This is a genomic window from Bengtsoniella intestinalis (assembly GCF_039719005.1).
Taxonomy (GTDB): Bacteria; Bacillota; Clostridia; order Oscillospirales; family Oscillospiraceae; genus Oscillibacter; species Oscillibacter intestinalis.
Window position 1 is genome coordinate 198104 of sequence record NZ_CP133584.1, and the last position, 25829, is coordinate 223932.

General features: G+C 49.4%; 25 protein-coding genes and 1 other annotated feature. Of the genes, 11 read left to right on the forward strand and 14 right to left on the reverse strand.

What is annotated here, in order from left to right:
- Positions 1 to 25: 25 nt before the first annotated feature.
- Both RFF05_RS01005 and RFF05_RS01010 read left to right on the forward strand, forming a co-directional pair.
- Positions 26 to 703, forward strand: coding sequence for a ClpP family protease (locus RFF05_RS01005; protein ID WP_409968595.1), 678 nt, complete (start codon positions 26 to 28; stop codon positions 701 to 703).
- Positions 704 to 836: 133 nt separating this feature from the next.
- A complete protein-coding gene (locus RFF05_RS01010) occupies positions 837 to 1970 on the forward strand; it encodes an S-layer homology domain-containing protein (RefSeq protein ID WP_409968596.1) in 1134 nt (377 codons plus the stop codon).
- A gap of 100 nt (positions 1971 to 2070) precedes the next feature.
- Here RFF05_RS01010 and RFF05_RS01015 read toward each other — a convergent pair whose 3' ends face one another.
- The 5 genes from RFF05_RS01015 to pheS form a co-directional block, all read right to left on the reverse strand.
- Positions 2071 to 2967: an NlpC/P60 family protein gene (locus tag RFF05_RS01015; protein WP_409968597.1), complete on the reverse strand. Its 897-nt coding sequence runs from the start codon at positions 2965 to 2967 to the stop codon at positions 2071 to 2073.
- A 52-nt stretch (positions 2968 to 3019) separates the two neighbouring features.
- Positions 3020 to 3313: a hypothetical protein gene (locus tag RFF05_RS01020; protein ID WP_409968598.1), complete on the reverse strand. Its 294-nt coding sequence runs from the start codon at positions 3311 to 3313 to the stop codon at positions 3020 to 3022.
- Between the two features lie 412 nt (positions 3314 to 3725).
- The gene (locus RFF05_RS01025; protein WP_409968599.1) at positions 3726 to 3968 is read right to left on the reverse strand and encodes an IreB family regulatory phosphoprotein; all 243 of its coding nucleotides are present in this window, start codon (positions 3966 to 3968) and stop codon (positions 3726 to 3728) included.
- A gap of 83 nt (positions 3969 to 4051) precedes the next feature.
- On the reverse strand, positions 4052 to 6445 hold the full coding sequence (pheT, locus tag RFF05_RS01030) for a phenylalanine--tRNA ligase subunit beta (RefSeq protein ID WP_409968600.1): 2394 nt from the start codon (positions 6443 to 6445) through the stop codon (positions 4052 to 4054).
- 17 nt (positions 6446 to 6462) lie between these two features.
- Positions 6463 to 7488: a phenylalanine--tRNA ligase subunit alpha gene (pheS, locus tag RFF05_RS01035; RefSeq protein WP_409968601.1), complete on the reverse strand. Its 1026-nt coding sequence runs from the start codon at positions 7486 to 7488 to the stop codon at positions 6463 to 6465.
- Between the two features lie 416 nt (positions 7489 to 7904).
- Between pheS and RFF05_RS01040 the strand changes: the two genes are divergently transcribed.
- The 5 genes from RFF05_RS01040 to RFF05_RS01060 all read left to right on the forward strand — a co-directional run bounded on the left by RFF05_RS01040 (position 7905) and on the right by RFF05_RS01060 (position 11486).
- Positions 7905 to 8363: a heme-binding protein gene (locus tag RFF05_RS01040; protein ID WP_409968602.1), complete on the forward strand. Its 459-nt coding sequence runs from the start codon at positions 7905 to 7907 to the stop codon at positions 8361 to 8363.
- Between the two features lie 166 nt (positions 8364 to 8529).
- Positions 8530 to 9111, forward strand: a complete 582-nt coding sequence (locus tag RFF05_RS01045; protein ID WP_409968603.1) for a hypothetical protein — start codon at positions 8530 to 8532, stop codon at positions 9109 to 9111.
- A gap of 39 nt (positions 9112 to 9150) precedes the next feature.
- On the forward strand, positions 9151 to 10323 hold the full coding sequence (gene alr, locus RFF05_RS01050) for an alanine racemase (RefSeq protein WP_409968604.1): 1173 nt from the start codon (positions 9151 to 9153) through the stop codon (positions 10321 to 10323).
- Between the two features lie 163 nt (positions 10324 to 10486).
- Complete coding sequence (locus RFF05_RS01055; protein ID WP_409968605.1) at positions 10487 to 10855, forward strand: type II toxin-antitoxin system PemK/MazF family toxin; 369 nt, start codon at positions 10487 to 10489, stop codon at positions 10853 to 10855.
- Positions 10856 to 10949: 94 nt separating this feature from the next.
- Positions 10950 to 11486 (forward strand): hypothetical protein, encoded by a 537-nt coding sequence (locus tag RFF05_RS01060; protein ID WP_409968606.1) that lies wholly within the window; start codon positions 10950 to 10952, stop codon positions 11484 to 11486.
- A gap of 151 nt (positions 11487 to 11637) precedes the next feature.
- On the opposite strand, the gene RFF05_RS01065 is transcribed toward RFF05_RS01060, so the two are convergent.
- The 5 genes from RFF05_RS01065 to RFF05_RS01085 all read right to left on the reverse strand — a co-directional run bounded on the left by RFF05_RS01065 (position 11638) and on the right by RFF05_RS01085 (position 17906).
- On the reverse strand, positions 11638 to 12402 hold the full coding sequence (locus tag RFF05_RS01065; RefSeq protein ID WP_409968607.1) for an amino acid ABC transporter ATP-binding protein: 765 nt from the start codon (positions 12400 to 12402) through the stop codon (positions 11638 to 11640).
- A gap of 11 nt (positions 12403 to 12413) precedes the next feature.
- Complete coding sequence (locus RFF05_RS01070) at positions 12414 to 13106, reverse strand: amino acid ABC transporter permease (protein ID WP_409968608.1); 693 nt, start codon at positions 13104 to 13106, stop codon at positions 12414 to 12416.
- A 102-nt stretch (positions 13107 to 13208) separates the two neighbouring features.
- Positions 13209 to 14057 carry a transporter substrate-binding domain-containing protein gene (locus RFF05_RS01075; RefSeq protein ID WP_409968609.1) on the reverse strand — a complete coding sequence of 283 codons (849 nt, stop codon included), beginning with the start codon at positions 14055 to 14057 and terminating at the stop codon, positions 13209 to 13211.
- 198 nt (positions 14058 to 14255) lie between these two features.
- Positions 14256 to 16493, reverse strand: coding sequence for an S-layer homology domain-containing protein (locus RFF05_RS01080; RefSeq protein ID WP_409968610.1), 2238 nt, complete (start codon positions 16491 to 16493; stop codon positions 14256 to 14258).
- Between the two features lie 21 nt (positions 16494 to 16514).
- Positions 16515 to 17906: an S-layer homology domain-containing protein gene (locus RFF05_RS01085; protein ID WP_409968611.1), complete on the reverse strand. Its 1392-nt coding sequence runs from the start codon at positions 17904 to 17906 to the stop codon at positions 16515 to 16517.
- A 126-nt stretch (positions 17907 to 18032) separates the two neighbouring features.
- Here RFF05_RS01085 and spoIVA point away from each other — a divergent pair, with 126 nt between their 5' ends.
- Positions 18033 to 19511: a stage IV sporulation protein A gene (spoIVA, locus tag RFF05_RS01090; protein ID WP_409968612.1), complete on the forward strand. Its 1479-nt coding sequence runs from the start codon at positions 18033 to 18035 to the stop codon at positions 19509 to 19511.
- Positions 19512 to 19549: 38 nt separating this feature from the next.
- On the opposite strand, the gene RFF05_RS01095 is transcribed toward spoIVA, so the two are convergent.
- The 4 genes from RFF05_RS01095 to cysK all read right to left on the reverse strand — a co-directional run bounded on the left by RFF05_RS01095 (position 19550) and on the right by cysK (position 23693).
- Positions 19550 to 20341 (reverse strand): ABC transporter ATP-binding protein, encoded by a 792-nt coding sequence (locus tag RFF05_RS01095; RefSeq protein WP_409968613.1) that lies wholly within the window; start codon positions 20339 to 20341, stop codon positions 19550 to 19552.
- Entirely contained in the window at positions 20325 to 21239 is a 915-nt protein-coding gene (locus RFF05_RS01100) for an ABC transporter permease (RefSeq protein WP_409968614.1), read from the reverse strand. Before RFF05_RS01100 ends, RFF05_RS01095 begins: the two co-directional genes overlap by 17 nt.
- Before the next feature lie 75 nt (positions 21240 to 21314).
- Entirely contained in the window at positions 21315 to 22295 is a 981-nt protein-coding gene (locus RFF05_RS01105; protein WP_409968615.1) for an ABC transporter substrate-binding protein, read from the reverse strand.
- 67 nt (positions 22296 to 22362) lie between these two features.
- Positions 22363 to 22612, reverse strand: a binding site (T-box leader).
- A gap of 145 nt (positions 22613 to 22757) precedes the next feature.
- Positions 22758 to 23693 carry a cysteine synthase A gene (gene cysK / locus RFF05_RS01110; RefSeq protein ID WP_409968616.1) on the reverse strand — a complete coding sequence of 312 codons (936 nt, stop codon included), beginning with the start codon at positions 23691 to 23693 and terminating at the stop codon, positions 22758 to 22760.
- Positions 23694 to 23912: 219 nt separating this feature from the next.
- On the opposite strand from cysK, the gene RFF05_RS01115 reads away from it, so the two are divergent.
- From RFF05_RS01115 to RFF05_RS01125, 3 genes are read left to right on the forward strand one after another with little or no spacing between them, the layout of a single operon-like run.
- On the forward strand, positions 23913 to 24287 hold the full coding sequence (locus tag RFF05_RS01115) for a GntR family transcriptional regulator (RefSeq protein WP_409968617.1): 375 nt from the start codon (positions 23913 to 23915) through the stop codon (positions 24285 to 24287).
- Entirely contained in the window at positions 24268 to 24966 is a 699-nt protein-coding gene (locus tag RFF05_RS01120) for an ABC transporter ATP-binding protein (RefSeq protein WP_409968618.1), read from the forward strand. Before RFF05_RS01115 ends, RFF05_RS01120 begins: the two co-directional genes overlap by 20 nt.
- The gene (locus RFF05_RS01125; RefSeq protein WP_409968619.1) at positions 24960 to 25778 is read left to right on the forward strand and encodes a hypothetical protein; all 819 of its coding nucleotides are present in this window, start codon (positions 24960 to 24962) and stop codon (positions 25776 to 25778) included. The genes RFF05_RS01120 and RFF05_RS01125 overlap by 7 nt, the downstream gene beginning before the upstream one ends.
- Positions 25779 to 25829 lie beyond the last annotated feature (51 nt).

Below are 25829 nucleotides of genomic sequence, written 5' to 3' on the forward strand. Positions count from 1 at the left end.
AGAAAAAACGTAGGAGGGCATCAATATGACACAAGAGCAGCAAAACCAAGAGCCATCTCAAAAGGAAGATAAAGTCCAGCCCATTGTAGACTTTGGGTCGGTAATTACCAAAACAGACCATGGCAACGTGTGTTGCATCACCATTGTGGGGCAAATTGAAGGGCATAACGCCGCAGGGGAGCGGGTGAAAACCACCAAATATGAGCATATGCTCCCCATGCTGGTGAAGCTTGAACAGTCTTGTGAGGTGGATGGGATTATATTTTTACTCAACACAGTTGGCGGTGACATCGAAGCAGGACTGGCCATTGCAGAGTTGGTTGCGTCTATGAAAAAGCCTACGGTGTCTTTAATTTTAGGGGGGAGTCACTCCATCGGTGTGCCCTTGGCAGTGGCGACAGACCGCAGTTTTGCAGTGCCATCTGCCGCCATGACCATTCACCCTGTCCGGATGAGTGGCACAGTGATTGCCGCACCGCAAACCTATCAGTATTTCCAGAGATTGCAAGATAGAATCGTGGAATTTGTCACCAGACATTGTGAAATAACGCCCAAACGCTTTGAAGAATTGATGCTCACAAAAGGAGATATGGCATCGGATGTAGGCAGTGTGTTGTATGGTGCAGAGGCGGTGAAAGAGGGAATTGTAGACCAAGAAGGGGGGCTAGGAGAAGCGCTTGGGTGGCTTCATAAACAAATGTGATTGACCTGTGAGGCTGTTGCAAAATTATTCATAAAAACACCAGATATTGGGTGCTTTTCCTTGACAAAGTGTGAAATCCTTGTTACTATTTTGTTAAATCTATTGAATAGATTAAAAATGAAGGAGTTTACAAATGAAGAAGAAAATTTTAGCAACCCTGTTGGCCGCTTCTATGTTGGCAACCACTGCATTTGCAGCAGAAGCTGTAAGTGTACCTGTGGAACGCATCTATGGGGAAGACGTGTATTCCTATGATCTGGTTCTGTCCGAAGTGACTGCCCAAGAAGAGTGCGTTATTCCCTTGTATGTGTATGATTATGAAACGGGTGAGTCCTCTATCGTAGATACAGCCGTTACCTTGTATTATATGCCTGCCGACGCTATTATTTCTTATACGGCTAACAGTGGTTATTTGGACGCATATCCTAGCACTGCTGTTCTGGGCGTTGCTACTAGCGAAGATGGCCAAGTGTATTATTCTGCACAAGGCGGCGTTATGATGTATTATGATGAAGAAGTGACTGCTGGTCATTATGCTGACATTGTTGCAGATGCCATCTACTATTTTGAAGCAACTGAAGATGTGTATGTGGTCTGCGATGACGTCACTGTGTATACTGTAGAAGTTGAAGACGCTGAAGAAGTGACCGAAGAAGTCGCTGAAGAAGTAGTTGAAGAAGTAGTCGCTGAAGAAGTGACCGAAGAAGAAGTGGTTGAAGAAGTCGAATTCACTGGTTTCTCTGACGTGGCTGAAGACGCTGCTTATTATGATGCTGTGATGTGGGCTTATGAAAACGGTGTGACCACTGGTTATGTTGATGGCACCTTTGGCCCTGCTGATACTTGCACCCGTGGTCAAGTTGTGACCTTCCTGTGGCGTGCAATGGGCGAACCCGAAGCTGTTATCACTGAAAACCCCTTCACTGACGTGAGTGAAGAAAGCCCCTATTACAACGCTATTTTGTGGGCAGTTGGCGAAGGCATCACCACTGGTGTGACCGAAACCACCTTTGAACCCTCTACTGTCTGCACCAGCGCACACGTGGCTACCTTCCTGTATCGCGCAATGAGCGAACCTGAAGCAACCGTGGAAAGCGAATTGGCTGAAGGCGTTGCTGACGCATTTGTGCCTGCTATCAACTGGGCAGCTGAAATTGGCCTGTTGGAAGGCATCGATTTTGTGGCTGGCGATGCCTCTCCCCGTGCTGACATCGTGACTTATCTGTATACCATTTCCGTTGCAATTGAAGGCGAAATCGAAGCATAATTGAATCTATATTCAAAAAACAGCTGACCAATTCGGTCAGCTGTTTTTTTGCAAATAGACAGGAAAAAATCCCAGATGGACTTGTCCATCTGGGATAAAATTACATATTCAAGCCGCCGATGAAGTAGGTGCCCCAGTATCCAGAAAGAAGCGTGGCATAGGATACACCTTGAGAGGAGGAGGCATTGATAAACTGGCCGTCTCCTGTGTAGATTCCCACATGGGAACAAGGGTAGCTACCAGCTACGCTGGGATCACGGAAGAACACCAAATCGCCAACATTCAAATCAGACACACTGTACACCTTGGTGCCTACGCCGCTGTTCCATTGGCTAGAAGCGGAGTGGGGAAGGGAAACACCAAATTGACCGAAAACCGTCATGGTAAAGCCAGAGCAGTCAAAGCCAGAGCCAGAGGTGCCACCATAACGGTAGGGCGTGCCCAGAAATTGCTGTGCATAAGAAATTAGGCTAGAAGAAATGACAGAAGCAGAAGCATTTGTACTTTGCAAGTCAAGATAATCGCTACGGATGTACCCTTGGGTATCTGCATATGTACAGGTGTACCAACCATCAGAGAAACCGTTGACGGTGACCACGGTGCCTTTTTCCAAAGCGGTTAGGGCGGTGGAGTCTGTGGTTTTGCCACTGTACAAGGAAGTGGCTTCATCCCACACAGCACCATAGGTGGTGAACAGGCCGTCTTGGTCAACAATCAAATATTGGGTGGACACATAACCTGTTTTTCCTTGGTAGGAAACTTGGTACCAGTCGGGGTTGGACATATCCAAAATGGAAACGGCAACGCCTTTGTTCAGTTGGGTGATGACGCTATCGCTGGTGGAAGCGCCAGAGCGCAGGTTCAAGGAAGAACCAGTGGTGGCACCCACGGCAACAGCTTGTCCGCCGGGGGCAGCCATGGCTGTGGTGGACAGGCAAGTGGCTGCAAGGGCGCAGACCAGAGCTGTGGTTTTTATCTGTTTGTAAAAAGGTGACATGGAAGGGGGATTCCTTTCTGTTTCTCTCTTTTTAATAGTAAGAAAGCTGGGTTTATTTGCTGGGAGCCAATGCACGTTCCAGCCAAATGGTAGCAATGTCAAGGGCACTGTACAGGCTGTCTTTTTCGCTCTTCTTAATCACGCGATCGCTGGCTTTCGCCTTGGGATCGGTGCTTTGCAGTTGGATGCTGATGCGGGTGGCCACATCTAAATCTTGCTCCTTACGAGAGTCGAGGATTTGCATCATCACAATGTAAGGTTGGCTCATGGTGCCAAAGTAAATTACATTGTCAACCCGACGAAGTGGGTGACCTTTGTAAATCAAACCAGAGGTTGTTTCAGACATAAATATCTCCTTCAATAGTTTGTAACCAAATTGTAACACATTTGCAATTAGTTGTCAACCTTGTGTTGGTGGTAAAAAATGCTAAAAATAGTTTTTGTGTCAAATTACCATAACTGAACTATATAATCCCCTATAATTCAGCAATAAAATTGCAAAAAATTATGAATAACATTTGTTACAACTGTGATAGGTGTTGCAATATTTGGTGATTTTGGATAGGTGTGAGGGGCGTGAAAAGGGGCAGGGCTTGCTTCCAATGTCATAAAGGTAAGCTTTTCTTACCTTTATGACAAGTAAAAAGTAAGAGTAAATAGTGAAAAAGGAGGCGTTGAAATTGTGGCTTTCTACACCTGTTCACGATTACTTGTTACTTTTAACCTTGGCTTTGCCCTGCCTCTTTTTTGCGGATTGTTTAGGCTAGATAGCGGCGCAATAGCACCTGCAACAGCTCGTCACGGTCAACCTTGCGGATGAGGGTGCGGGCGTTGTGGTGATTGGTGATATAGGTGGGGTCTTCTGAGAGGATATAGCCCACAATTTGATTGATGGGGTTATAACCTTTTTCTTCCAGAGCATGGTAAACAGTTGTTAAAATCTGTTTAATTTGTGCATCTTTGTCAATGGCAAAGTCTATTTTACGGGTATATTCATCCATACAAACACCACCTGTCCTTTTCTAGTATTATGATTAGTATACTGGATTTTTCCTGTTCTGTAAAGGGGAAATGGGAAACTTTTTTAGCGCAACACAGCACCGTGGCGTTCGCTGAGCAAAATCAAGATGGCTTTCACATCTTCATCAGCTTGTGCAGCGGTCAAGTTGCCGTCATCGCTACGCAGTTGCAAGTTAAAGGCCACAGATTTCTTGTCTTCTGCCACACCAGCGCCCATGTATACGTCGAACAAAGCCACATTTTTCAGCAGACCCTTGGAACCGTCACGGATGCAATCCATCAAATCGCCCACAGGCAGAGTGCGGTCGCACAGCACAGCAATGTCACGGGTGACGGCAGGGAATTTGGGCAGAGGTTGGTACACAGGGAAGGCACCTTGGTTGGCGTAGAGCACATCGAACTTCAATTCGGCGCAATACAGCTCTGCATCCACATCGTAATTGGCGGCCACAGAGGGGTGAATTTGACCCACGGTACCCACAAACACGTCACCCACAAAAATGTCGGCGCAACGACCAGGGTGGTAAGAGGGGTTTTCCTTTTGTGCCACGTAACGGGCAGTGGTAATGCGCAAATCAGCCAGCACTGCATCCACAGCGCCCTTCATGGTGAAGAAGTCCATGCCGCCGTATGCGCCTAGAGACAGCACCTTGGGTTCGTCAGCCAGACCGTCTTCACGGGCAAAGTAGGTGCGACCCAATTCGTACAAGCGAGCGTTGGGGTTACGATAGTTAAAGTTACGAGACAGAATTTCCAACATGGAAGGCAGGGTGGTGGTACGCATGATGGAGGTGTCTTCGCCCAAGGGGTTCAAAATGGTGATGGACTGACGCAGTGCGCTGTCAGCGCTCAGGTTAATCTTATTATAATAGGAGGGGCTGATGAAGGAATAGGTGATGATTTCATCGTAACCCAGCGCACGGCAGGTATTGCCCAAGCTGTTTTCAGCTAGTTGCACAGGGGTGTAGCCACCTTGCACGGTGTCACCACGCATCAAGGTTGCAGGGATGGTGTTGTAGCCCACGAAGCGAGCCACTTCTTCAGCCAAGTCAGAATAGTGTTCCACGTCAGAGCGCCAAGAAGGCACGGTGACAGTTTCTCCGTCCATGGTGAAGCCCAGAGGTTTCAAAATATCAATCATGTCAGCAGTTGCTACATCAGTGCCCAACAGATTGTTGATGCGAGCAGGTTGCAGTTCCAAGCTGGTGCGCCAGCTATCTTTGGCAATCACATCCATGGTGCCGTCGATGACTTCACCACAGCCCAGCAGTTCCACCAATTGGCAAGCACGTTCCACGGCCTTCATGGTGTTCATGGGGTCAAGGCCTTTTTCATAGCGAGCAGAGGCATCGGTGCGCATGTTCAGCGCCACAGCGGTACGGCGGACAGAGGGGCCGTTGAAGTTGGCAGACTCAAACAAAACCATGGCGGTATCGCCTACGATTTCAGAGTTGGCGCCACCCATCACACCAGCCACGCACACAGGGCGGTTTTCATCGCAGATGCACAGCATGGAGGGGGTCAGTTCACGGACGGTACCGTCTAAAGTTTCGATGGTTTCGCCGTCGCGTGCGTTACGGACGATGATGGTGCCGCCTTCCACGCAGGAGAAGTCGAAGGCGTGCATGGGTTGGCCGTATTCCAGCATGACATAGTTGGTGATGTCCACGATGTTGTTGATGGGACGCACACCGCTGGCACGCAGACGCTTGCGCATCCACAGGGGAGAGGGGGCGATTTTCACGTTTTTCACCATGCGGGCGGTGTAACGTGGGCACAGTTCCCCATCTTCGATTTCAATGTCTAAATGTTCGGCAACACTACCGCCACAGCCTTCCACCTCGGGGGTGACAAGGGAAAGGTCTTTACGGAAGGTGACAGCGGCTTCACGAGCCAAACCGATGACGGACAGGCAGTCAGGGCGGTTGGGTGTGATTTCAAACTCCACCACTTCATCGTCCAAACCCATGACGGTGCGGATGTCGGTACCGCACACCAGCTTGTCAGCCAAGTCGGGGTCAGCGCTCAAAATGCAGATGCCGTCTTCGATGGTGTAGGGGAAGTCGTGTTCAGCGGTCAAGCCCAGTTCTTTGCAAGAGCAGAGCATGCCGTTGGAGGTTTCGCCACGGAGTTTGCCAGCGGTGATGTGAACACCACCAGGCAGGTAGCTGTCGTCCAATGCGGTGGGGACGTAATCGCCCACTTGCACGTTGGGTGCACCAGTGACGATTTGAATCAATTCTGCTTGGCCTACGTCCATTTGGCAGATGACCATGTGGTCAGAATCGGGATGAGGAACGATGGAGTCGATACGACCCACCACAATGTTTTTAATGTCATGACCCAGCACTTCAGTGGCTTCTACCTTAGAGCCAGACAGGGTCATGGCTTCTGCGAAGGTACGGGTATCAGCATCTACGCTGACAAATTCTTTTAACCAGTTACGAGATAATTGCATACTAACACGACCTTTCCTTAAAATTGAGACAAGAAGCGAACATCGTTTTCAAAAATCAAACGCAAGTCGCTAATTTTGAATTGACCCATGGCCAAACGTTCCAGACCCATGCCAAAGGCAAAGCCGGAATATTCATCGGGATCAATGCCACAGCCTTGGAGCACTTTGGGGTGAACCATGCCAGCGCCCAAGATTTCAATCCAACCTTCACCCTTACAGGTGGGGCAACCAGCGCCGCCACATTTGTGGCATTGGATGTCCATTTCGCAACTGGGCTCGGTGAAGGGGAAGTGGTGAGGACGGAAGCGGGTGACGGTGCGTTCGCCGTAAATTTCACGGATAACGGTGTTCAAAGTGCCCTTCAAGTCAGCCATGGTGATGTGCTTGTCCACCACCAAGCCTTCGATTTGGTGGAACATGGGGGAGTGGGTTGCATCCACTTCGTCTTTGCGGTACACACGACCAGGCACCAACACACGGACAGGCAAGTCCATGGTTTCCATGGCGCGGATTTGCATGGGAGAGGTTTGTGTGCGGAGCAGGACAGAGGAGTCCTCGGTGAGGTAGAAGGTATCAGACCATTCACGGGCAGGATGATCAGCTTCGGCGTTCAAACGGTCGAAGTTATAGGAAGCCAATTCGATTTCGGGGCCATCGAGAATGGTGAAACCCATGCCGATGAAAATGTCTTTAATATCGTCAAGCACGGTGTACATGGGGTGCTTATGCCCCAGAGTCACAGGGGTAGAGGGCATGGTGACGTCGATGGATTCAGAGGCAATTTTGGCTTCTAAGGCGGCGGCGGCCAAGGTGGTGGCCTTGGCATCGATGGCACCTTCTAATAGGGCGCGGACTTCGTTGGCCAGTTGACCCATGACGGGACGTTCTTCGGCAGAGAGCTTACCCATTTGCTTGAGCAGGGCTGTCAAGGCCCCTTTTTTGCCCAGATATTGGACACGCAAAGCGTCTAGCTCAGCCCCAGTTTGGGTGGCTTCTACTTCAGCCAAAGCCTGTAAACGCAGAGCTTCTAATTGTTCTTTCATTGCTTATATCTCCTTTATAAAATACGATTTTATTGGGAATTTTGGACATAAAAAAAGCCCTCCATCCCTGACAATAGGGACGAAAGACGTTACTTCCGTGGTACCACCCACATTCGCACTCATTTTAATCACACGAGTGCGCACTTTCACTTTGATAACGGGTGGTGACCCCGACCATGTCTCCATGGTGGCTCCTGAGCGAACCAAACGTTGCAGAACAGGTTGGCTTTCAGCCCACGACCAACCCTCTCTTAGAACTACGTCCACGTTATTTTCTCATTCATTGCGATTACTAGTATATATACCACAAATTCCCTTAGGTTGCAAGGGTTTTTGGAAAAAAATTTCTACTTTTCTTGCTTTTTACCTGTTGCTGTGGTATGATGTTGGCAAATCAACTAAAGGAGATAAAGACTATGAAAACTTTAGAACAATTGTCTCACGACCAAGAGGTTTTGACATTTAAGGAATTTTCCAACGAAATGGCACTGGAATTGGGTGTGATTATGGCCAATAAGGCTGCTGCTAAGGGCTATAAAATGGCATTTAGCATCATCATCAACCAACGTGAAGTGTTCAAATATGGTGCCACTGGCACCACCAACATGAGCGATGTGTGGATGCAACGCAAGGCCAACACCGTGTATAAAACCACCATGTCCTCTTTGAAGGCCCGTGCCTTCTTCGCTGGTCGCAACAGCACCTTCTTTGACAACTGGTTTGTCTCTCGTGAAGACCATGCAGACGTGGGAGGTGGCTTCCCCATCACTTTGGAAAATGGGTTGCAAATTGGTGTCATCGTGGTCACTGGCTTGGCCCACGAAGATGATCATGAGTTCATCGTGGAAACCTTGCACGACTATCTGGGCAAATAAGTTAAATAATTGCGGATATGAGTAGGGAATGGTGTTTGACCATTCCGTCTCCTGCAGAGAATTTCTCTGGGGGCGGAACAGTCAAGACTGTTCCCTACTATTGCTTTCATTTGGTTGCATGATTTTCTCCTTGCTATACATATACATATAGCAAGGAGGGATGTGTATGAGAATAAAAGGGTTTTTACTGGTGATGTTTGTTTTGTGGTTATGTGGGTGTGAAGCGCCGGTGGAGGCGGTTGACCCCTTGGCAGTGTACACCCAAATGACAGGTGCCACCATGGAGGCGGAGATCATCAGCGATGGAGATTTTTTGGTGTCGGAGTTTATTTTGCGCTGTGACTATAACCCCAATGGGGAAACGGTGGTGGAGGTGCTGGCTCCAGAAACTATGGCTGGGGTACAAGGGGTGCTACACAATGGCCAATGGGTGCTGCAATACCAAGACATGGTGTTCAATGTGGGGGCGCTATCCACCCAAGCGGTGAGCCCTTTGGCCTGTCTGCCGCTGTTGTTAGAGGGGTTACGGCAAGGGTGGACGCTAGAGGAAAATACCGAGACGTATCAAGACCAAGACTGCTATCGTGTGACGCTGGATTATAGCGATGATGTGCTCCAAGATGTGGTGGTGACGGCATGGCTATCCGTTGACAATGGCACTCCTGTGGGGGGTGAAATTGCCGTGGAAGGTGAGAGAATTTTACAGGTGGTGTTTACGTCTTTTCAATTTTATGATATACTAGGATAAGAAAAGAGAAGGTTCTTTAAATATAAAGGAGCTTATATCATGTACAATCGATTAAAACGAACATGGGCAGAGATTGACTTGGATGCCCTTGCCAATAATTACCACGCTCTGCGCCGTCAAGCGGGGGAGACTACAAAGTTTCTAGGGATTGTAAAAGCCGATGGTTACGGGCACGGCGCTGTACGGATTGCCCGTAAACTCGAACAGCTAGGGGCGGACTATTTGGGCGTTTCCAACGTGGAAGAAGCAGCGGAACTGCGCCACCATGGGATTGGGTTGCCCATTTTGCTCTTGGGCTACACCCCCAACGAGATGACCGAGGATTTGATTGACTTAAACGTGACCCAAGACGTGTCAACGTTGACGACTGCCAAGGCTTATTCGGCGGCGGCGGTGGCCTGTGGTAAAACCTTGAAGGTACACATCAAATTAGACACGGGCATGGGACGTATGGGTTTTGTCTGCGATGAAACCCAATTTGGCACTAGTGTAGCAGAGATTTTGCAAGTGTTAGCCCTGCCAAATTTGGACTGTGAAGGGGTGTTTACCCATTTTGCTGTGTCCGATGAACCCACCAAAGAAGCATCCAGAGACTATACGGCCTTGCAATTCGCACGGTTTAAAACCATGATTGAAACGGTGGAAGCCCAAAGCGGTCACACCTTTGCCTTGCACCATTGTTGCAACAGCGGTGGGGTATTGTATTATCCAGAGTATGCGTGGGATTTGTGTCGTCCCGGTATTGTGCTGTACGGTTATGAGCCTAAGGACTCTCATTTGAGGTTACGCCCTGTGATGACGGTGAAAACCGCCATTGGCCCAGTCAAAGATTACGCCCCAGACGTGTCAGTCAGCTATGGGCGGACGTATACCACCAGCAAACCACAGCGGATTGGGGTGCTTCCCATTGGCTATGCCGACGGCTTGTTGCGGTGCTTGTCTGGCAAATGGAGCGTCACCACAGCACAGGGCAAAGCACCCATTTGTGGGCGGATTTGCATGGATATGTGTATGGTGGATTTGACCGACTTGCCTGAAATCGGCACAGGTGACACGGTGGAAGTGTTCGGTTTGGAACAGACAGCCGACGATATGGCAGAGGTGGCTGGCACCATTTCTTATGAGATTAACTGCGCTGTTTCAAAGCGTGTGCCCCGTGTGTATTTAGAAGGTGGGCACGAGGTGGATTACCAGTTGCAGTTGTTGCTGTAAGGATGCACCAGCTGTTTAATCCACGCATACACTGGATTGGGGACGCTTGGTTGGAATTTTATTTCCGACCAAAGTATAAATTCCCCAATAGCGTGGGACAATGAAAGTGGCTTCTCTCAACAGCGGTTGAGACAGGTACATCTTTCGGCGGAGTGTGAACTTTGTGGATACAAATGTGAAACGTGGCGACATTTATTATGCAGACTTATCTCCCGTGGTGGGCAGTGAGCAGGGGGGCGTCCGTCCAGTGCTCATCGTGCAAAACGACACAGGAAACCGCTACAGCCCAACGGTGATAGCGGCGGCCATTACCTCCCAAACGGGGAAGGCCAGATTACCTACCCACATTGCCTTGCCAGCCTATCAAAACTGTGGACTTAGTAAGGATTCTGTGGTATTATTGGAACAGGTACGCACCTTAGACAAACGCAGACTGCGGGAGCGTATGGGACATATTGAGGAAACGGTGATGGACCGTGTAGACACGGCAATCGCCGTCAGCTTCGGCTTGTCCCAAGATCAACTGGTGTGAAATGAGGTAGGGGCGACCATTGGACGCCTACAAAAAATGTAGGGGCGACCATTGGTCGCCCGACCCTCATACAAGATAGAAAGGTACATAAAACATGAATAAACAACCGAAAAACCGTTGGAAATTCCGTGCTATGGTGTTGATGATGGTGTCAGCTGTTGCCTGCATGAGCGTTAGCGTTTTGGCCACTGTTGGCACGAGCGATGACCCCTTGGTCACCTTAAGCTATCTGCAGCAAACTTTTTGGACAAGCGTTGTTGAGCAAATCGATAGCGCCATTGGGGCTCGTGATGCAGAGCTGAATGCAGAAATTGCGGATAAGCTGTCTGGTGTCACCACCAGTGAGGGTACCACTACCTCCAGCACCGATGCCTTTACCGTGGTGACTTTGACCCAAGGGCAGGTGCTCTATGGGGATATTGGTTGCGAGGTGATGCTCCGTGTGGGCACGGCCACTTGTGTGGCGTCCGCTTCTCCCGGTTTAATCAACCAAACCGATGGCACTATCATTTATGGTGGGGATGAGCTAGCGAAAAATGACCTGTGCATGATGACCATTGAAGACCGTGGCGTGAAAGCCACCGCCGCCACCGTGAAGCTAATGGTGCGTGGAGACTATTGGGTGAGCTAATAGCTAACATACTATCAATTAAAACGTAGGGAACGGTCTTGACCGTTCCGCTTTCCCATACAAGTTGTGTTAAGGGAGCGGAATGGTCAAGACCATTCCCTACATTGTTTTATGTGCTTGTGGAATATCATGGGTTTGCTACAGTTTTTTATTAACCATTATACCGAGATAAGAATTGCTTTGTTCGCTCTTCTTGGGGGTTGTTAATCACATCTTGAGGGTCGCCTTGTTCTATGATGAAACCGCCATCCATGAAAATCACTTGGTCGGCTACGTCGCGGGCAAAGGCCATTTCGTGGGTGACGATGACCATGGTCATGTGGTCATCTGCCAGCTGACGGATGACTTTGAGCACTTCGCCAGTCAGTTCAGGGTCAAGGGCAGAAGTGGGTTCGTCGAAGCAGAGGATGTCAGGTTGGAGCGCCAAGGCACGGGCAATGGCCACACGTTGTTGTTGACCGCCAGAGAGTTGGTGAGGGTAGTGGTCAGCACGGTCTGCCAGACCCATTTGCTTCAACAGTGCTTTGCCAGCGGCGGTGATTTCCTCTTGGGTTTCGGTTTTCTTTTCCTTGTTCTTCAGTTCCCGTGCCAGCGTTACATTTTGGAGGGCTGTGTATTGGGGGAACAGGTTGAAGCTTTGAAATACCATGCCAAAGTGGAGACGACGCTTGCGGATTTCTTTGTCAGAATGGGTGGAGGTGTCGTGAGCATCGAAGAGGATTTCTCCATTGACACTGATGACACCGGCATCTGGACGTTCTAAGAAGTTGAGGCAGCGCAGCAAGGTGGTTTTCCCGGAGCCAGAGGAGCCGATGATGGACAGGGTTTTTCCTTGCTCTAAAGAGAAGGAAATATCTTGCAAAACCTTGGTGGAACCAAAGCTTTTTTCAATGTTTTGTACGTCTAATAAAGCCATGAGATTCCTCCTTAAACACGGATGTAGTCAAGCTTTTTCTCCAGCTTGCCCAGTAAAATGGTGATGATAGCTGTAAAGGCCAAGTAGTATACAGCGGTGAAGAACAAAGGCCAAATCAAACCAGAGATACCGTTGTAGCCCTTCATAAAGGCAGAGCCTGCCCAGATGACTTCTTGTAGGGCGATGATACGAGCAAGGGAGGTATCTTTGACTAGCGTGATGACTTCGTTGGACATGGGAGGCACGATGCGTTTAATCATTTGCAAGAAAGTAATCTTGAAAAAGATTTGGCTTTTGGTCATGCCTAGCACAGCGCCAGCTTCATTTTGTCCACGGGGCACCCCTTGGATGCCACCACGGTAAATTTCGGAGAAGTAGCAAGCATAGTTGAAAATGAAGCCAATGGCCGCCGCCATAAATCGTCCGCTTTCCCCACTGCCCCAAATGTTGTTGCCCAAAATCATACCAGGACCGTAATAGATAATCAGTAATTGGAGCATCAAAGGTGTGCCGCGAATCATCCAGACGATGGTTTTGGTGAAATTCCGCAGGAGAGAGAATTTACTCATAGACCCAAAGGCGATGATGAGCCCCAGAGGGATAGAGCCAACTAAGGTGACAAAAAACAGCTTTAATGTTTGGGTGAACCCTACGTTCAAAGCGTCTACGACTGTTGGTAAAATGGAAAAAACGTCAGCTAACATAAAAAAACAATCCTTTTTCTAAGAAGTTTGGTTATCTGAAAACGGGGCAAAAGCAGAGCGTTAGCGCTCTGCTTTTGTCCAATATAAGAGAGAGAGTAAAACTTATTGTGCCAAGATGGAAGCATCCACACCATAGGTTTCAGCAATTTCCATCATAGAGCCGTCAGCATAAGCTTCAGAGAAGAAAGCGTTGATGGCATCCACCAAGTCAGAATCGGTGCGGAAGCCTACGCCGTATTCTTCGCTGTTCAAGGTACCAACCATGACCATATCAGCGTAGCTGGTGCCTTCGCCGATCATAGCGCCAGCCATCAGCAGGTCGATGGCGCAAGCATCAGCAGTGCCAGCGGCCACTTCCATCAAAGCGGTAGCTTGGTCTTGAACCAGAGTCACGTTATAGCCCAAAGCACTCAGTTCGGCATCACCAGCGCTACCGTCTTCAGCGGCAAAGGCAAAGAAATCAGCTTCGGCCATGGGTTCGTCGTACTTAGCAGCGGTGTCAGCCTTCATAACCACCACTTGTGCATTGTTGCAGTAAGCGTTGGAAGTGCCCATAGCGGACATGACTTCCTCAGTCAGGGTCATGCCATTCCACACGCAGTCGATGGTTTTGGCGTTCAATTCTAGAATTTTATTGCTCCATTCGATTTCCACGAATTCAATGTCTACGCCCAGATAGTCGGCAAAGCCACGAGCCATGTCAGCATCAAAGCCAATCCATTCGCCATTTGCGTCGGGATAATCCATGGGTTCAAAGTTGGTGATACCAACCACCAGAACGCCGTTGTCAACCACATATTCCATATCAGTAGCAGCTGCAGCTTCGGTGGTGGTTTCGGCGGCAGTAGATTCAGTGGTGGTGGTAGCTTCGGTGGTGCTGCTAGAGCAAGCCGCCAAAGACAGGGTCATAGTCATTGCCATCAAAGCGGCAAATAGTTTTTTCATCATCATGGGATAGTGTCCTCCAAAAATTAAATGTTGTATTTTTTAGTACGGTAACAGTTTAGCACGATAAATCGATTTTGTAAATGTTAGTTTTGCACAAAAGTGAAGGGGGGGAGCATGGAATATCACATGGGTTTGTGAGATTTGGGCAAAAAAACCACCCCATGTATGGTGTACATGGGGTGGCAATGGATTACGATTGCTTTATTTCAGATAGTTTGCAGAGACTTGGTATACCTTGCCGTCCAATTGATACAGGGTGTAACTGCCCATGGGGTCGGGCTCGTTTTTCAGCTCGATATAACCGGGAAGCACAATGCGTCCTTGGCTATCATACCAGCCAGAACTGGAACTGTAATACACGCCGTTTTGGGCTTCTTGCAATTTCAGACCTGTCACATCGGCTTGGATGGTGTTACTACTATCCACTAAGTATTCTTTATCCCCTAGCTTCACATAACAAACACCCATTTCAAAAAGGTTGATATTTTCTTGGCCGTTGGTGTAGGCTTTGTTGATGCCCACTTGGTCATACATACAAGGCAGGATTTCTTCACCAGTGGTGATGTCCACCAGACCCCACAGACCATCGGTGCTTTGGCAGGCATACCAAGTGCTGCCATCCACGCCGTAGGTAATCTGTTTGTACTTATAGTCCACACCACCACGGGCGGTGGAAGGCATTACACCGTTGAGGCCGTCACTGACTACAATGGTGTAGGTGGTTTCAGCGGCTGGGAGAGAGACAGCCGTGATGGCTTGCCCACTGAGGTTAAAGTACAACGTTTCGCCCTCGTTGATTGTGTTGGGTGCGGCATCGTTGAGGACACTGTAGTAGCCTTGGTCTAGGTTAATACTGCCGACAGTGCGGTGTTTTATATACTTGACACCTTGAGAGAAGAAAGAAGGATCGGTGAATTGGGCTTCTAACACCACGCCATTGGCACTGGTCAAGCCAGCTTCGTACACCACGCTACAATCCAGCGAGAAGGTGCCGTTTGCATTGGTCACGGAATAGCCAGTGTAGTCAGTGGCTTCCCAGAATTGGATATATTGCCCCTTTTGTGCGTAAGTCTCAAAGGAGTCGCCATGGCTCCAATACACCAAAACCGATTGGCTTAAGGCAAAGTTGCCGTTGGCGTCAATCAAATTGGCGTAATCGAGGTGAATGGTGGGTGTGGCTGTCATTTGGTAGCTGTTGGCGGCTTCTTCGTAGGAATTATCGGTGATGACCATGGCATAGCCGTCGATGAAATCGCCGAAGCAGTACACATATCCCTCGGGGTTGATGGCACCCACTTGGGTGTAGGTAGCATCGTCCTCAGACAAGGCCACGTTTTTCAGCATGGCCAAATAGGTGTCGGGTGCCAGAATTTCACGACCCAAAGACAGATTCCAATAGCCCACGTAGTGGCTGTAAGCGCCGCTGGTGGCAGTGCCAACTTGATTGTACAAGGTGCAAATCCCCTCAGAGGGCATGGCCACGAAGTCGTATTGACAGGGGATGACTTCCACGCCTTGGCTGTTCACAAGACCGTATTTGCCATCTTGGGTCACTTGCACATAGCCTGCGTGGAACACGTCAGGGAGCACGTCATTGCCAGGGGCAATACCTTCTGCAGGGGTGTAACTCCAGACGATGGAATCGTAAACAGGCTCCACGATGAAGGTACCGTATTGGTCAATGACACCATATTTGGCGTTTACAATGCCAGCTGTGGAGGAGTTTTCACCCACAGCCACCACACGGTAGCCGTCTTTGTCGAACAGCGTGTCAAAGGTGGATTGATATTCGGCAATGGTACCCATGTAGGTGCCAATGGCTTCCATGGGCTCTGGCACGGTGATTTCAATTTCAGGAGAGCCAGTGTCACGGTACAAGAAGGTGACGATGTCGCTACGAGGGGAAGCGGCAGACACTGCGAAGTCCATGCCGTCTAAAAGGCCAGTTTCGTCAGCCCAGTTGATGGCATTCACATAGGCAGAAGCGGCGCCGTCGGCGTAAGCACTTTCGTAGGTGCTTTCAGGTTCGCCCATGGCACGATACAAGAAGGTGACCACTTGACCGCTGGTGCAGTTGGTGGAAGGGCCAAAAGAGGTTTCGGTTAAACCATTGGTGATGCCTTCACCCACAGCCCACAAAATGGCGGTGTAGTAGGGGCTAGAGCTGGCTACATCGGTGAAGGGGTTTGTGGTGATGGATGGGGTGGGTTCACCTTTGGCGCGCCAGAGGAAGGTGACCACTTGCCCACGGGTGCAGGTGTCGTCGGGAGCGAAGGTGGTGGTAGTGGTGCCAGAGGTGATGCCATTTTCCAGTGCCCATAGGACGGGGGCTGCCAAGTCAGAATCACTGGACACGTCGGTGAAGGGGTTCTCCACAGCAGAAGCCATGGTGGTGCAAAGGAGTAGGGTTGCTAGGGAGGCTAGTAGAAACTTTTTCATACGATATCCTCTTTTCTTAAGTTATGCCCACTTATAATCCAGTGCATAAATGCCGTCTACAGTGGAGCGGGTCATGGCGAAATACTTGTCGTAATTGTTGCCCGTGTCGCCGAAGGTGGCGTCGATGTAATACCAAGTGCCGTCCAGATTGGCAGTGTTGATGGTGTGGCCTTCACCATTTGCCAAAGAACTACAGCCCACGCCGTAGCATTCGATGCCAGCGGTACGGTACAGGGCGTTAATCAAACCAGCATAGCCCATGCAGACGCCTTGACCAGTGGTGAGGGTGGTGTAGCCACTGTAGGGATTGGCGGTGTTGTCGCCATAGAATGTGTTGTCGCAAACCCAGTTATAGAGGTAACGAGCCACCACCATGTCACTGTCGGTTTCTTTCAATGCGCCAGAGTCGTAGAAACCAGTGACCAAATCGCTGACCTTGGCGAAGAAGACATCTCTGTCAGCTTCCACAGCAGACAGGCTAGAATAGATAGCACTGTCATAAGTCAGCGTCAAGATGATTTGTACGTTGCTACTAGTGGTGTGGGAGTAGGTCCAGCTGTAATACAGCTTCAAAATATCAATGTGTTGAGCCAGAGCATAGTCAAAGCCTTGGTTGCGCAATTCCGTCCAATTTGTGTTGGCGTTGAGAGAATCAAAGGTGTAGCCAGTGCAGGTGATGGTGAAGCTATCGTCCCCAGACAGAGCTAGATAAGAGAAGACGTCAGCAAAATACTCCCAAGACAGTTCTAGTTCACTAGAAGGCACGGTGTACTCTGGGGCGGTATAGGTGTACACCACAGGTTCGGGGTCAGTGACTTCCATGGCAGGAGAGCCAGCGTCACGGTAGAGATAGGTGACGATGTCGCTACGAGGGGAAGCGGCAGACACGGAGAAGTCCATGCCATCTAAAAGGCCAGTTTCGTCAGCCCAGTTGATGGCATTCACATAGGCAGAAGCGGCACCGTCGGCATAAGCACTTTCATAGGTGCTTTCTGGTTCGCCCATGGCGCGGAATAAGAATGTGACCACTTGCCCACTGGTGCAGTTGGTGGAGGGGGAGAAGGTGGTACCGTCGCCAGTGCCAGTGGTGATGCTTTTGCCCACCGCCCACAAAATGGCGGTGTAGTAGGGGCTAGAACTCTCCACGTCGGTGAAGGGGTTTTCGGTAATGGCAGGAGTGGGTTCGCCCTTGGCGCGCCACAAGAAGGTGACCACTTGGCCACGGGTGCAAGTAGCATCAGGTTGGAAGGTGCCGTCGGCGTACCCAGTGGTGACCCCTTCTTCCAACGCCCACATAACAGCCTGTGCCAAGTCAGAGTCGGTGACTACATCAGAAAATGGGTTTTCCACGGCAGAAGCCAAGGTGGTGCAAAGAAGCAAGCTTGCTAAAGTTGCCGCTAAAAATCGTTTCATAATAGATAATACCTCCTATATAATATATAACCACTATACTATATCAATTGAAAAAAAACAAGCATGTTTCAAAAGAATACATCATAAGGTTCTAACAAAGCCAACAATTTCTAGGAGGGCGAAAGCATGGAAGGATTTAATATTTATCAAGATGTGGCACAGCGTACCCATGGGGATATTTATATTGGGGTGGTAGGGCCGGTACGGACAGGAAAATCCACGTTTATCAAGCGGTTCATGGAAACACAGGTAATCCCCAATATCGACAATGTGTATCGCAAAGAGCGCGCCAGAGACGAACTGCCCCAAAGCGGCTCAGGGCGGATGATTATGACGGCAGAGCCGAAATTTGTGCCAGAGGAAGCGGCAGAGATTCAACTAGATGGCGGCGGTAGTTGTGCTGTGCGGTTGGTGGACTGTGTGGGCTATATGGTGCCCAGTGCCTTGGGGCAAATGGAGGGGGACAGCCCGCGGATGGTGACCACGCCGTGGTTTGAGCGTGAAATTCCCATGACGGAGGCGGCAGAGGTGGGCACGAGAAAGGTCATCGCTGAGCACGCCACCATCGGGATGGTCATCACCACAGATGGCACCGTGTCAGACATTCCCCGTGAGGATTACCTAGAGGCAGAGGAGCGAGTCATTGGAGAATTGCAGGCGTTGGGCAAGCCATTTGTGGTGGTGCTCAACTCGGCTGACCCAGAATCTGAACGCGCCCAAGCCATTGCCAAAGACATTAGTTCGCGGTATAGCGTGCGGTGTTTATGTGTCAACTGTTTAACCTTGACAGACACTGAAGTCAATGATATTTTAAAGGCTGTGCTCTATGAATTTCCCTTGCAGGAGTTAGATGTGTTCTTGCCGCCATGGGTGGATGCTCTACCGCCAGACCACCCCATCAAAAAGACCCTCTACACCGCCATTGGAGAGAGCGCCAAGGCGTTACATCATATTCGTCAAGTGCCCGTCATTGTCGGTGGACTAGAACAGCAAGAGAGCATCGAGCGTGCAGAGTTGCAAGGGCTGGATTTGGGTACGGGTGTGGCTAGCGCCGTGCTTCATTTGCCACGGGGGTTGTTTTACCAGACCCTGTCGCAGCAATCGGGTTTCGCCGTGGTGGACGATGGGGATTTGATGGAGCTATTGACCCGTTTGTCAGCAGTGAAAATCCAGTACGACAAAGTGTCAGGTGCCTTAAACGATGTGCGTGAAAAAGGGTATGGCATTGTGGTACCCAGTATTGATGAACTGTCATTGGAAGAGCCAGAGATTATGAAGCAAGGTGGACGTTACGGCGTGAAATTAAAGGCCAGCGCACCGTCGATTCATATGATCAGAGCGGATATCACCGCCACTGTGTCTCCCATTGTGGGCAACGAAAAGCAGTCGGAGGACATGGTCAACTATCTGCTACAAGAGTTTGAAGGGGACACCAGTAAGATTTGGCAGTCCAATATGTTTGGCCGTAGTTTCCATGAGCTGGTCAGCGAGGATTTACAGACCAAGCTCAAACGGATGCCAGAAGAAGCCCAGCAAAAGCTACAAGAGACGCTGACCCGTATGATCAACGAGGGAAGCGGTGGCTTAATCTGCATCATTTTATAAAAAATCACCCCACCTTGCCTACAAGGTGGGGTGATTTTTTAGCTCAACAACATACGGTCATCGTCTAAGATAGCACCGTGCTGGGCGTATAATTCCATCAATTGGGGAATGGTCATTTTTTCTCGCTCACTACCTGATAAATCAAGGATTACCTTGCCATTTTGCAACATAATGGTGCGGTTGCCAGTGGTCAAAGCGGCTTGAATGTTGTGGGTAATCATCAATGTGGTCAGGTTGTCACGGCTTTGGATGGTTTTAGTGATGTCCATAATTTTCTCTGCGGCGGCAGGGTCAAGGGCGGCGGTGTGTTCGTCCAAGAGTAGCAGTTTGGGCTGGGCGATGGTACTCATCAAAAGGCTCATGGCTTGGCGTTGACCGCCAGAGAGGGTGCCTACCTTGGTTTTTAAACGGTTTTCTAGCCCCATATCAAAGATGGCTAGTTGCTCTTTAAAATACGCGGCATCCTTGCGCTGCACACCAATGCGCAAAGGGCCGTGGTGGCGACGGCTGTAGGCCAGAGCCAGATTTTCTTCGATGGTCATGTCGGGCGCGGTGCCACGCATGGGATCTTGAAACAGCCGTCCGATGAAAGCCGCACGGCGAAATTCTTTCATGAAGGTGATGTTTTTTCCGTCCAAGGTGACGTTACCACGGTCAAGGGTGAAACTACCGCCGATGGCGTTGAACAAGGTGGACTTGCCAGCGCCGTTGGAGCCGATGATGGTGACAAAATCACCAGCGTTTACACGGAGGTTCAAGCCGTCTAAAGCGGTGTGGGCGCTGGGGGTGCCAGCGTTAAAGGTTTTGCGCAGGTTATTGAGCTTGAGCATCGGCCATGGCCTCCTTTCGGATTTTATAGTAAGCCATGGCAGATTTGCATCGTGGAATCGACAATGCCAATACCACAATCATGGCGGATACCAGCTTGAGCATATAGGCAGGGAAGATGTCATTTTGGAGTGCCAACGCCACAATCAAGCGATAGAGCACACCGCCAAACACAGCGCCTAATAAACCGATGGTCACGGATTTGCGACCAAAAAATACTTCGCCAATAATCACAGAGGCAAGGCCGATGGTAATGATGCCAGTGCCAGAGCTGATGTCGGCATAGCCTTGGTATTGAGCCAACACGGCACCAGACAGAGCCACGAAGCCGTTGGCGATGGCAAGAGCGGTCACTTTGGTGCGGCTCACATCGATGGACGAGGCGCTGACCATGTGGGGATTGTTGCCTGTGGCACGGACGCATAGTCCTAAATGGGTGTTCATCAGCCAAATCAGAATGATAGAAAACACGATACAAAAAGCAAGGCTGACCAATAGAAGTACCGCTTGCTTGGACAGGGAAGGCAATAGCAATTGGGCAATTGAGAAGGCGGTGTCTACGCCGATGAGAGACAGGTTGGAGCGGTTGCCTAAAATTAACAGATTGACGGAGTAGAGACCGCTCATAGTGAGAATACCAGAAAGGATGGGGTGGATACCAAGGGCGGTTTGGAATAGCCCTGTCACCGACCCAGCCAGCGCGCCAGCCACAATGGCCAGCACAATCCCCAAATAGGGGTGACCTGCAGTGGTCATGGCGGCACACACGGCCATACCCAGTACAAAGCTACCATCGGCAGTCAAATCTGGGGTGTTTAAAATGCGGAAGGTGACATACACCCCTAAAGCCAGCAGGCTGTAAATCAGCCCAAGTTGTAGGCTGCCGATGAGCAAAGTCATGGATTGAAACTCCTTTGTTATGTGACGTTCAATGGGTAGGGGCGACCTGTGGTCGCCCGTCAGGGATTTACGCGGTTACTCTACCAACAAAGCAGCCCCCAACACATCGTCGCTGAGGGAAATGCCCAGAGCATCGGTGGTAGTTTGGTTGATGACGGTGACAAATTCGCTGACGGTTACAGCAGGAATATCGGTGACAGCGGTGCCACCCAGATATGCAGCAACCATGTCGGCGGTCATGCTGCCGATGGTCATGTCGTCGATGCTGATGGTGGCAAACGCACCGTCAGCCACCATGACAGCGGAGCTACCATAGACGGGGATGCCAGCTTCTTTGGCCACTTCTGCCAGTTGAGGCATAGCGGTTTGCACTACGGAGTCATTGGGGCAGAAAATGGCATCCACATTGCCCACCAAGGCTTGGGTGGCTTGTTGCACTTCATTGGAAGAAGTGACAATTTTTTCGATGTAAGGAATGCCGTTGGCTTCAAGATAAACTTTGGCATTTTCAATGGTGGTGACAGCGTTGACTTCGTTGGTGCAATACACCAAACCATAGGTTTCAATGCCGGGGGTCAAGGTGTCAGCCAGATTGAACATTTCGTCTACAGGGATGGCATTGGAAGTGCCAGTGGCATTTTTATCAGGATGTTCCACATCGGTGATGACACCAGCGCCAGTGGGATCGCCCACGGAAATGTAGAACACAGGGATGTCGGTTTCCATGTTTACCACGGCTTGGGTGGCAGGGGTGGCGATGGTGACAATCACATCCATGTTGTCATCAATCATGTCTTGGGCGATGGTATTTAATGTGGTGGTGTCGCCTTGGGCGATTTGATAGGTATAGGTGACGGCGTCTTCGCCATAGCCAAGGGCATCCATTTGTGCCATGAAGCCTTCGTACATATCAGTGAAGGCACCGTTTTCCACCAGTTGCAAAATGCCGATTTGCAGGGTTTCGTCGGCGGTATCCTCGCTGCTTGCGCAGGCGGTAAGAGAGAATGTCAGGGTCAGTGCCATGGTGGCTGTCAGTAGTTTTTTCAAGTTGAACATAGTAAAATTCCTCCAAAATAATCGTGTTAGAGTGGTAGATGGGTACAAAAAAAGGCACTCATCCCATGCTCGGGACAAGAGCCATACTCCTGCGATACCACCCAAATTGATGTTAAAAACATCCACTCACTTCACCTACCATCATAGGTGCCCGCTGGATAACGGGTGGGAGCCCGTCGACCTCTACTCTGACAAGGATTGTCGTTTCAAGTCGCCCTCAAAAGACCATTCACCAGCACGTTCCTGCCTTGATTCCACCATCCAAGGCTCTCTAAAAGGGGTGGTTGCTGCTTACTTTTCTTTCTCATCGGTTTGTGTTTGAATATAAATTTAGTATAGACCTGTTGGATGGATTTGTCAATGAAAGATTTAACACGGTAAACTATTATTGGTAAAAAGCCCAAAAGCATGGGGTTGGGTGACCATGCTTTTGGGCTAATTGATAAGGGGGACAGGGTGGGATTATTCTGTTACAAATAGGGGTGTGGATAAATAGCGCTCCCCCGTGTCTGGCAGGAGGACTGCGATGGTTTTGCCAGCGTTGACAGGTTTTTTTCCTAGCTCCAAAGCAGCCCATAGGGCGGCACCAGAGGAGATGCCGACCAAAATACCTTGGTGTTTGGCAAAGAGCCGTGCCCCTTGGAAGGCTTGTTCCGTGGTGACGGGCATCACGCTATCATACACATTGGTGTCCAGTACCGCTGGCACAAATCCTGCCCCGATGCCTTGTAATTTATGACCGTCAGCTTGGCCACCTGACAAAACAGGGGAGTCGGCTGGTTCCACCGCTACAATTTGTACATTGGGATTTTTGCTTTTTAAATATCGACCAACCCCTGTGATGGTACCACCAGTGCCCACACCGGCGACAAAAATATCTACATTTCCGTCAGTGTCGTTCCAGAGTTCGGGGCCAGTGGAGGTGAAGTGCGCTTGGGCGTTGGCAGGATTGTCAAATTGGCTGGGAATGAAGCTGTTGGGGTATGTTTGTGCCAGTTCTTCCGCCTTGGCAATGGCGCCAGCCATGCCTTTGCCACCTTCGGTGAGCACCAGTTCGGCACCGTAGGCGGTCATCAGTCGTTGGCGTTCCACAGACATAGAGTCTGGCATGACGATGATCACTCTATACCCACGAGAGACCCCGATACAGGCCAAACCAATACCTGTGTTGCCAGAGGTGGGCTCGATGATGACAGAATCAGGGGTCAAAATTCCTCGGGCTTGGGCATCATCGAGCATAGACAAGGCCGCACGGTCTTTGGTGGAACCACAGGGGTTCATACATTCAATTTTGGTGAGGACACGGGCGGAGATGCCCAGTTCTTTGGTCAAAGTATCTGCCGCCAATAAAGGGGTGTGACCGATGAGCTGTTCCACAGAGGTATAAATTTGAGCCATAAAAAGACCGCCTTTTTAATATCATATTGATATGATAGGATATTGATAGTGTAGCACAAGTGTATGTATCTGTCAATGATTGGCAGATGGAAAATATAGATACACACTATATAAAATACCACAATTGGAAGAAAAGGGCAACATGGAAAAAAGTCCTTGACAAATCATTTGTCTTATTGTATTATGCGATTAGTACAATAAGACGAGGAGGTGTGCCTGTTGAAGTGGCACTTTGAAAGTGACAGACCGATTTACATTCAAATTGTGGAGCGATTGAAAGGGGATATCATCGGGGAGAAGTATCAAAGCGGTGAAAAATTCCCCACGGTGCGAGACTTAGCCCAAGAAGCTGCCGTCAATCCCAACACCATGCAAAAAGCCTTGGCAGAGTTAGAACGACAAGGCTTTTTGGAATCCCACCGCACCGCAGGCCGTGTGGTGGCCGCCAATTTTGAAAAAATTCACATAGAACGAGAAGCCTTGGCGCAGGAAAAAATACAATGTTTTGTAGAGCAAATGCACCAATTGGGCTACACGAAAGAAGAAATGATTGCACTGCTAAAGGAGGATGACCATGGCATTGGTAGAGATTAAACACGTAACCAAACGATACACAAAGCACAAAGTAGCATTAGACGATGTGTCCTTAACTATGGAGGAAGGGCGTATTATTGGGCTATTGGGGCCAAACGGTAGTGGGAAAACCACCTTGATTAAACTATTGGCAGGCCTGCTGAGCGCCAACGGTGGCACCATCACCGTGGATGGCAATGCCATCGGCGTGGAGACCAAAAAAGTGGTGTCCTATCTGCCTGATGTAAGCTATATCAACGAGAATCAGAAGATTTCGCAGGTTATCAGTTATTTTGCAGATTTTTATGCAGATTTTGAACCAGATAGAGCCGTTGCTATGCTGGAAAACTTGAACATTGATGTCAATCTTAAATATAAAACGCTCTCCAAGGGTATGAAAGAAAAGGTGCAACTGGTGCTGGTGATGAGCCGTCGTGCCAAGCTGTATCTGTTGGACGAGCCCATCGCTGGGGTTGACCCAGCCTCACGGGACTATATTTTAAAGACCATCATCCAAAACTATGACCCTACCGCCACCATTTTGATGTCTACCCATTTGATTTCTGACATTGAGCATATTTTAGATGACATTATTTTCATCAACGACGCTAAAGTGGGCTTGGTGTCCACGGTGGATGACATCCGTGAAACCCAAGAGAAAAGTGTGGACGAATACTTTAGAGAGGTGTACAGATGTTAAGAAAATTGATGAAATACGATTTGAAAAGCCTATTCAAATTGTTGCTGCCTGTGTATTTGGTCGGGCTGTTGTTGGCGGTGGTCAATGGGTTTTTCATGCTTCCAGCCCAGTTGGATGCGGCTATCTTTGACAATACCATTACCTCGGTGTTGCTGGATGTGTTTGAGACACTATCGCTATTTTCCATCTGTTCCATTTTGCTCATTGCCAATCTTTGGTGTGTCATTCGGGTGTATAACAGTGTGTTTGCTAAGGAAGGATATTTGACCAATACCTTGCCTGTGTCTCATCATACGGTTATTATTTCCAAACTATTGTCCTGCTTCATCGCCTTGGCGGTGTCTGGGTTGGTAGTGCTGTTGCTGTTGGGGATTTTCTCCTATGGGTATTTGGAGTTTGCGTTTACCTTTGCAGATGTTGAAATTGTGGTGGCGGAAGTGCTGGAATCGCTAGAAGGAATCCAAATCAGTGCTGTGGTGCTTTTTGTGGTGTTTATGCTGGTGGGAACATTGGCTGGTATGTTGCAGGTGCTTCTATCTATGGCCATCGGGCATTTAACACGCCATCCCATTATCTTGGGGATTGTGGTGTACTTTGGTATACAGTATCTGCTGATTCAACCTGTCACCTCGGTGGTGGCGTTCAATTTAATTGAGAGTTTCTCCGACTTTTCTATATCCGCAGACGGCGATGTTTTGTGGGGGATTTACTATCAAACCATGGGGTTGATACTGGCACTCAATGCCATTTGGGGAGCCATATTCTACGGTGGAACGGCCTTTATTCTAAAGCGTAAATTGAACTTACAATAAACAAAACAGGACTGGATACCCAATGGGCATCCAGTCCTGTAAAAATTTCCA

What these genes read in the sequence shown, in the direction of transcription:
- RFF05_RS01005 (WP_409968595.1), top strand. Translation starts at nt 26, where the DNA reads ATGACACAAGAGCAGCAAAACCAAGAGCCATCTCAAAAGGAAGATAAA.
- RFF05_RS01010 (WP_409968596.1), top strand. Translation starts at nt 837, where the DNA reads ATGAAGAAGAAAATTTTAGCAACCCTGTTGGCCGCTTCTATGTTGGCA.
- RFF05_RS01015 (WP_409968597.1), bottom strand. Translation starts at nt 2,967, where the DNA reads ATGTCACCTTTTTACAAACAGATAAAAACCACAGCTCTGGTCTGCGCC.
- RFF05_RS01020 (WP_409968598.1), bottom strand. Translation starts at nt 3,313, where the DNA reads ATGTCTGAAACAACCTCTGGTTTGATTTACAAAGGTCACCCACTTCGT.
- RFF05_RS01025 (WP_409968599.1), bottom strand. Translation starts at nt 3,968, where the DNA reads ATGGATGAATATACCCGTAAAATAGACTTTGCCATTGACAAAGATGCA.
- pheT (WP_409968600.1), bottom strand. Translation starts at nt 6,445, where the DNA reads ATGCAATTATCTCGTAACTGGTTAAAAGAATTTGTCAGCGTAGATGCT.
- pheS (WP_409968601.1), bottom strand. Translation starts at nt 7,488, where the DNA reads ATGAAAGAACAATTAGAAGCTCTGCGTTTACAGGCTTTGGCTGAAGTA.
- RFF05_RS01040 (WP_409968602.1), top strand. Translation starts at nt 7,905, where the DNA reads ATGAAAACTTTAGAACAATTGTCTCACGACCAAGAGGTTTTGACATTT.
- RFF05_RS01045 (WP_409968603.1), top strand. Translation starts at nt 8,530, where the DNA reads ATGAGAATAAAAGGGTTTTTACTGGTGATGTTTGTTTTGTGGTTATGT.
- alr (WP_409968604.1), top strand. Translation starts at nt 9,151, where the DNA reads ATGTACAATCGATTAAAACGAACATGGGCAGAGATTGACTTGGATGCC.
- RFF05_RS01060 (WP_409968606.1), top strand. Translation starts at nt 10,950, where the DNA reads ATGAATAAACAACCGAAAAACCGTTGGAAATTCCGTGCTATGGTGTTG.
- RFF05_RS01065 (WP_409968607.1), bottom strand. Translation starts at nt 12,402, where the DNA reads ATGGCTTTATTAGACGTACAAAACATTGAAAAAAGCTTTGGTTCCACC.
- RFF05_RS01070 (WP_409968608.1), bottom strand. Translation starts at nt 13,106, where the DNA reads ATGTTAGCTGACGTTTTTTCCATTTTACCAACAGTCGTAGACGCTTTG.
- RFF05_RS01075 (WP_409968609.1), bottom strand. Translation starts at nt 14,057, where the DNA reads ATGATGATGAAAAAACTATTTGCCGCTTTGATGGCAATGACTATGACC.
- RFF05_RS01080 (WP_409968610.1), bottom strand. Translation starts at nt 16,493, where the DNA reads ATGAAAAAGTTTCTACTAGCCTCCCTAGCAACCCTACTCCTTTGCACC.
- RFF05_RS01085 (WP_409968611.1), bottom strand. Translation starts at nt 17,906, where the DNA reads ATGAAACGATTTTTAGCGGCAACTTTAGCAAGCTTGCTTCTTTGCACC.
- spoIVA (WP_409968612.1), top strand. Translation starts at nt 18,033, where the DNA reads ATGGAAGGATTTAATATTTATCAAGATGTGGCACAGCGTACCCATGGG.
- RFF05_RS01095 (WP_409968613.1), bottom strand. Translation starts at nt 20,341, where the DNA reads ATGCTCAAGCTCAATAACCTGCGCAAAACCTTTAACGCTGGCACCCCC.
- RFF05_RS01100 (WP_409968614.1), bottom strand. Translation starts at nt 21,239, where the DNA reads ATGACTTTGCTCATCGGCAGCCTACAACTTGGGCTGATTTACAGCCTG.
- RFF05_RS01105 (WP_409968615.1), bottom strand. Translation starts at nt 22,295, where the DNA reads ATGTTCAACTTGAAAAAACTACTGACAGCCACCATGGCACTGACCCTG.
- cysK (WP_409968616.1), bottom strand. Translation starts at nt 23,693, where the DNA reads ATGGCTCAAATTTATACCTCTGTGGAACAGCTCATCGGTCACACCCCT.
- RFF05_RS01120 (WP_409968618.1), top strand. Translation starts at nt 24,268, where the DNA reads ATGGCATTGGTAGAGATTAAACACGTAACCAAACGATACACAAAGCAC.
- RFF05_RS01125 (WP_409968619.1), top strand. Translation starts at nt 24,960, where the DNA reads ATGTTAAGAAAATTGATGAAATACGATTTGAAAAGCCTATTCAAATTG.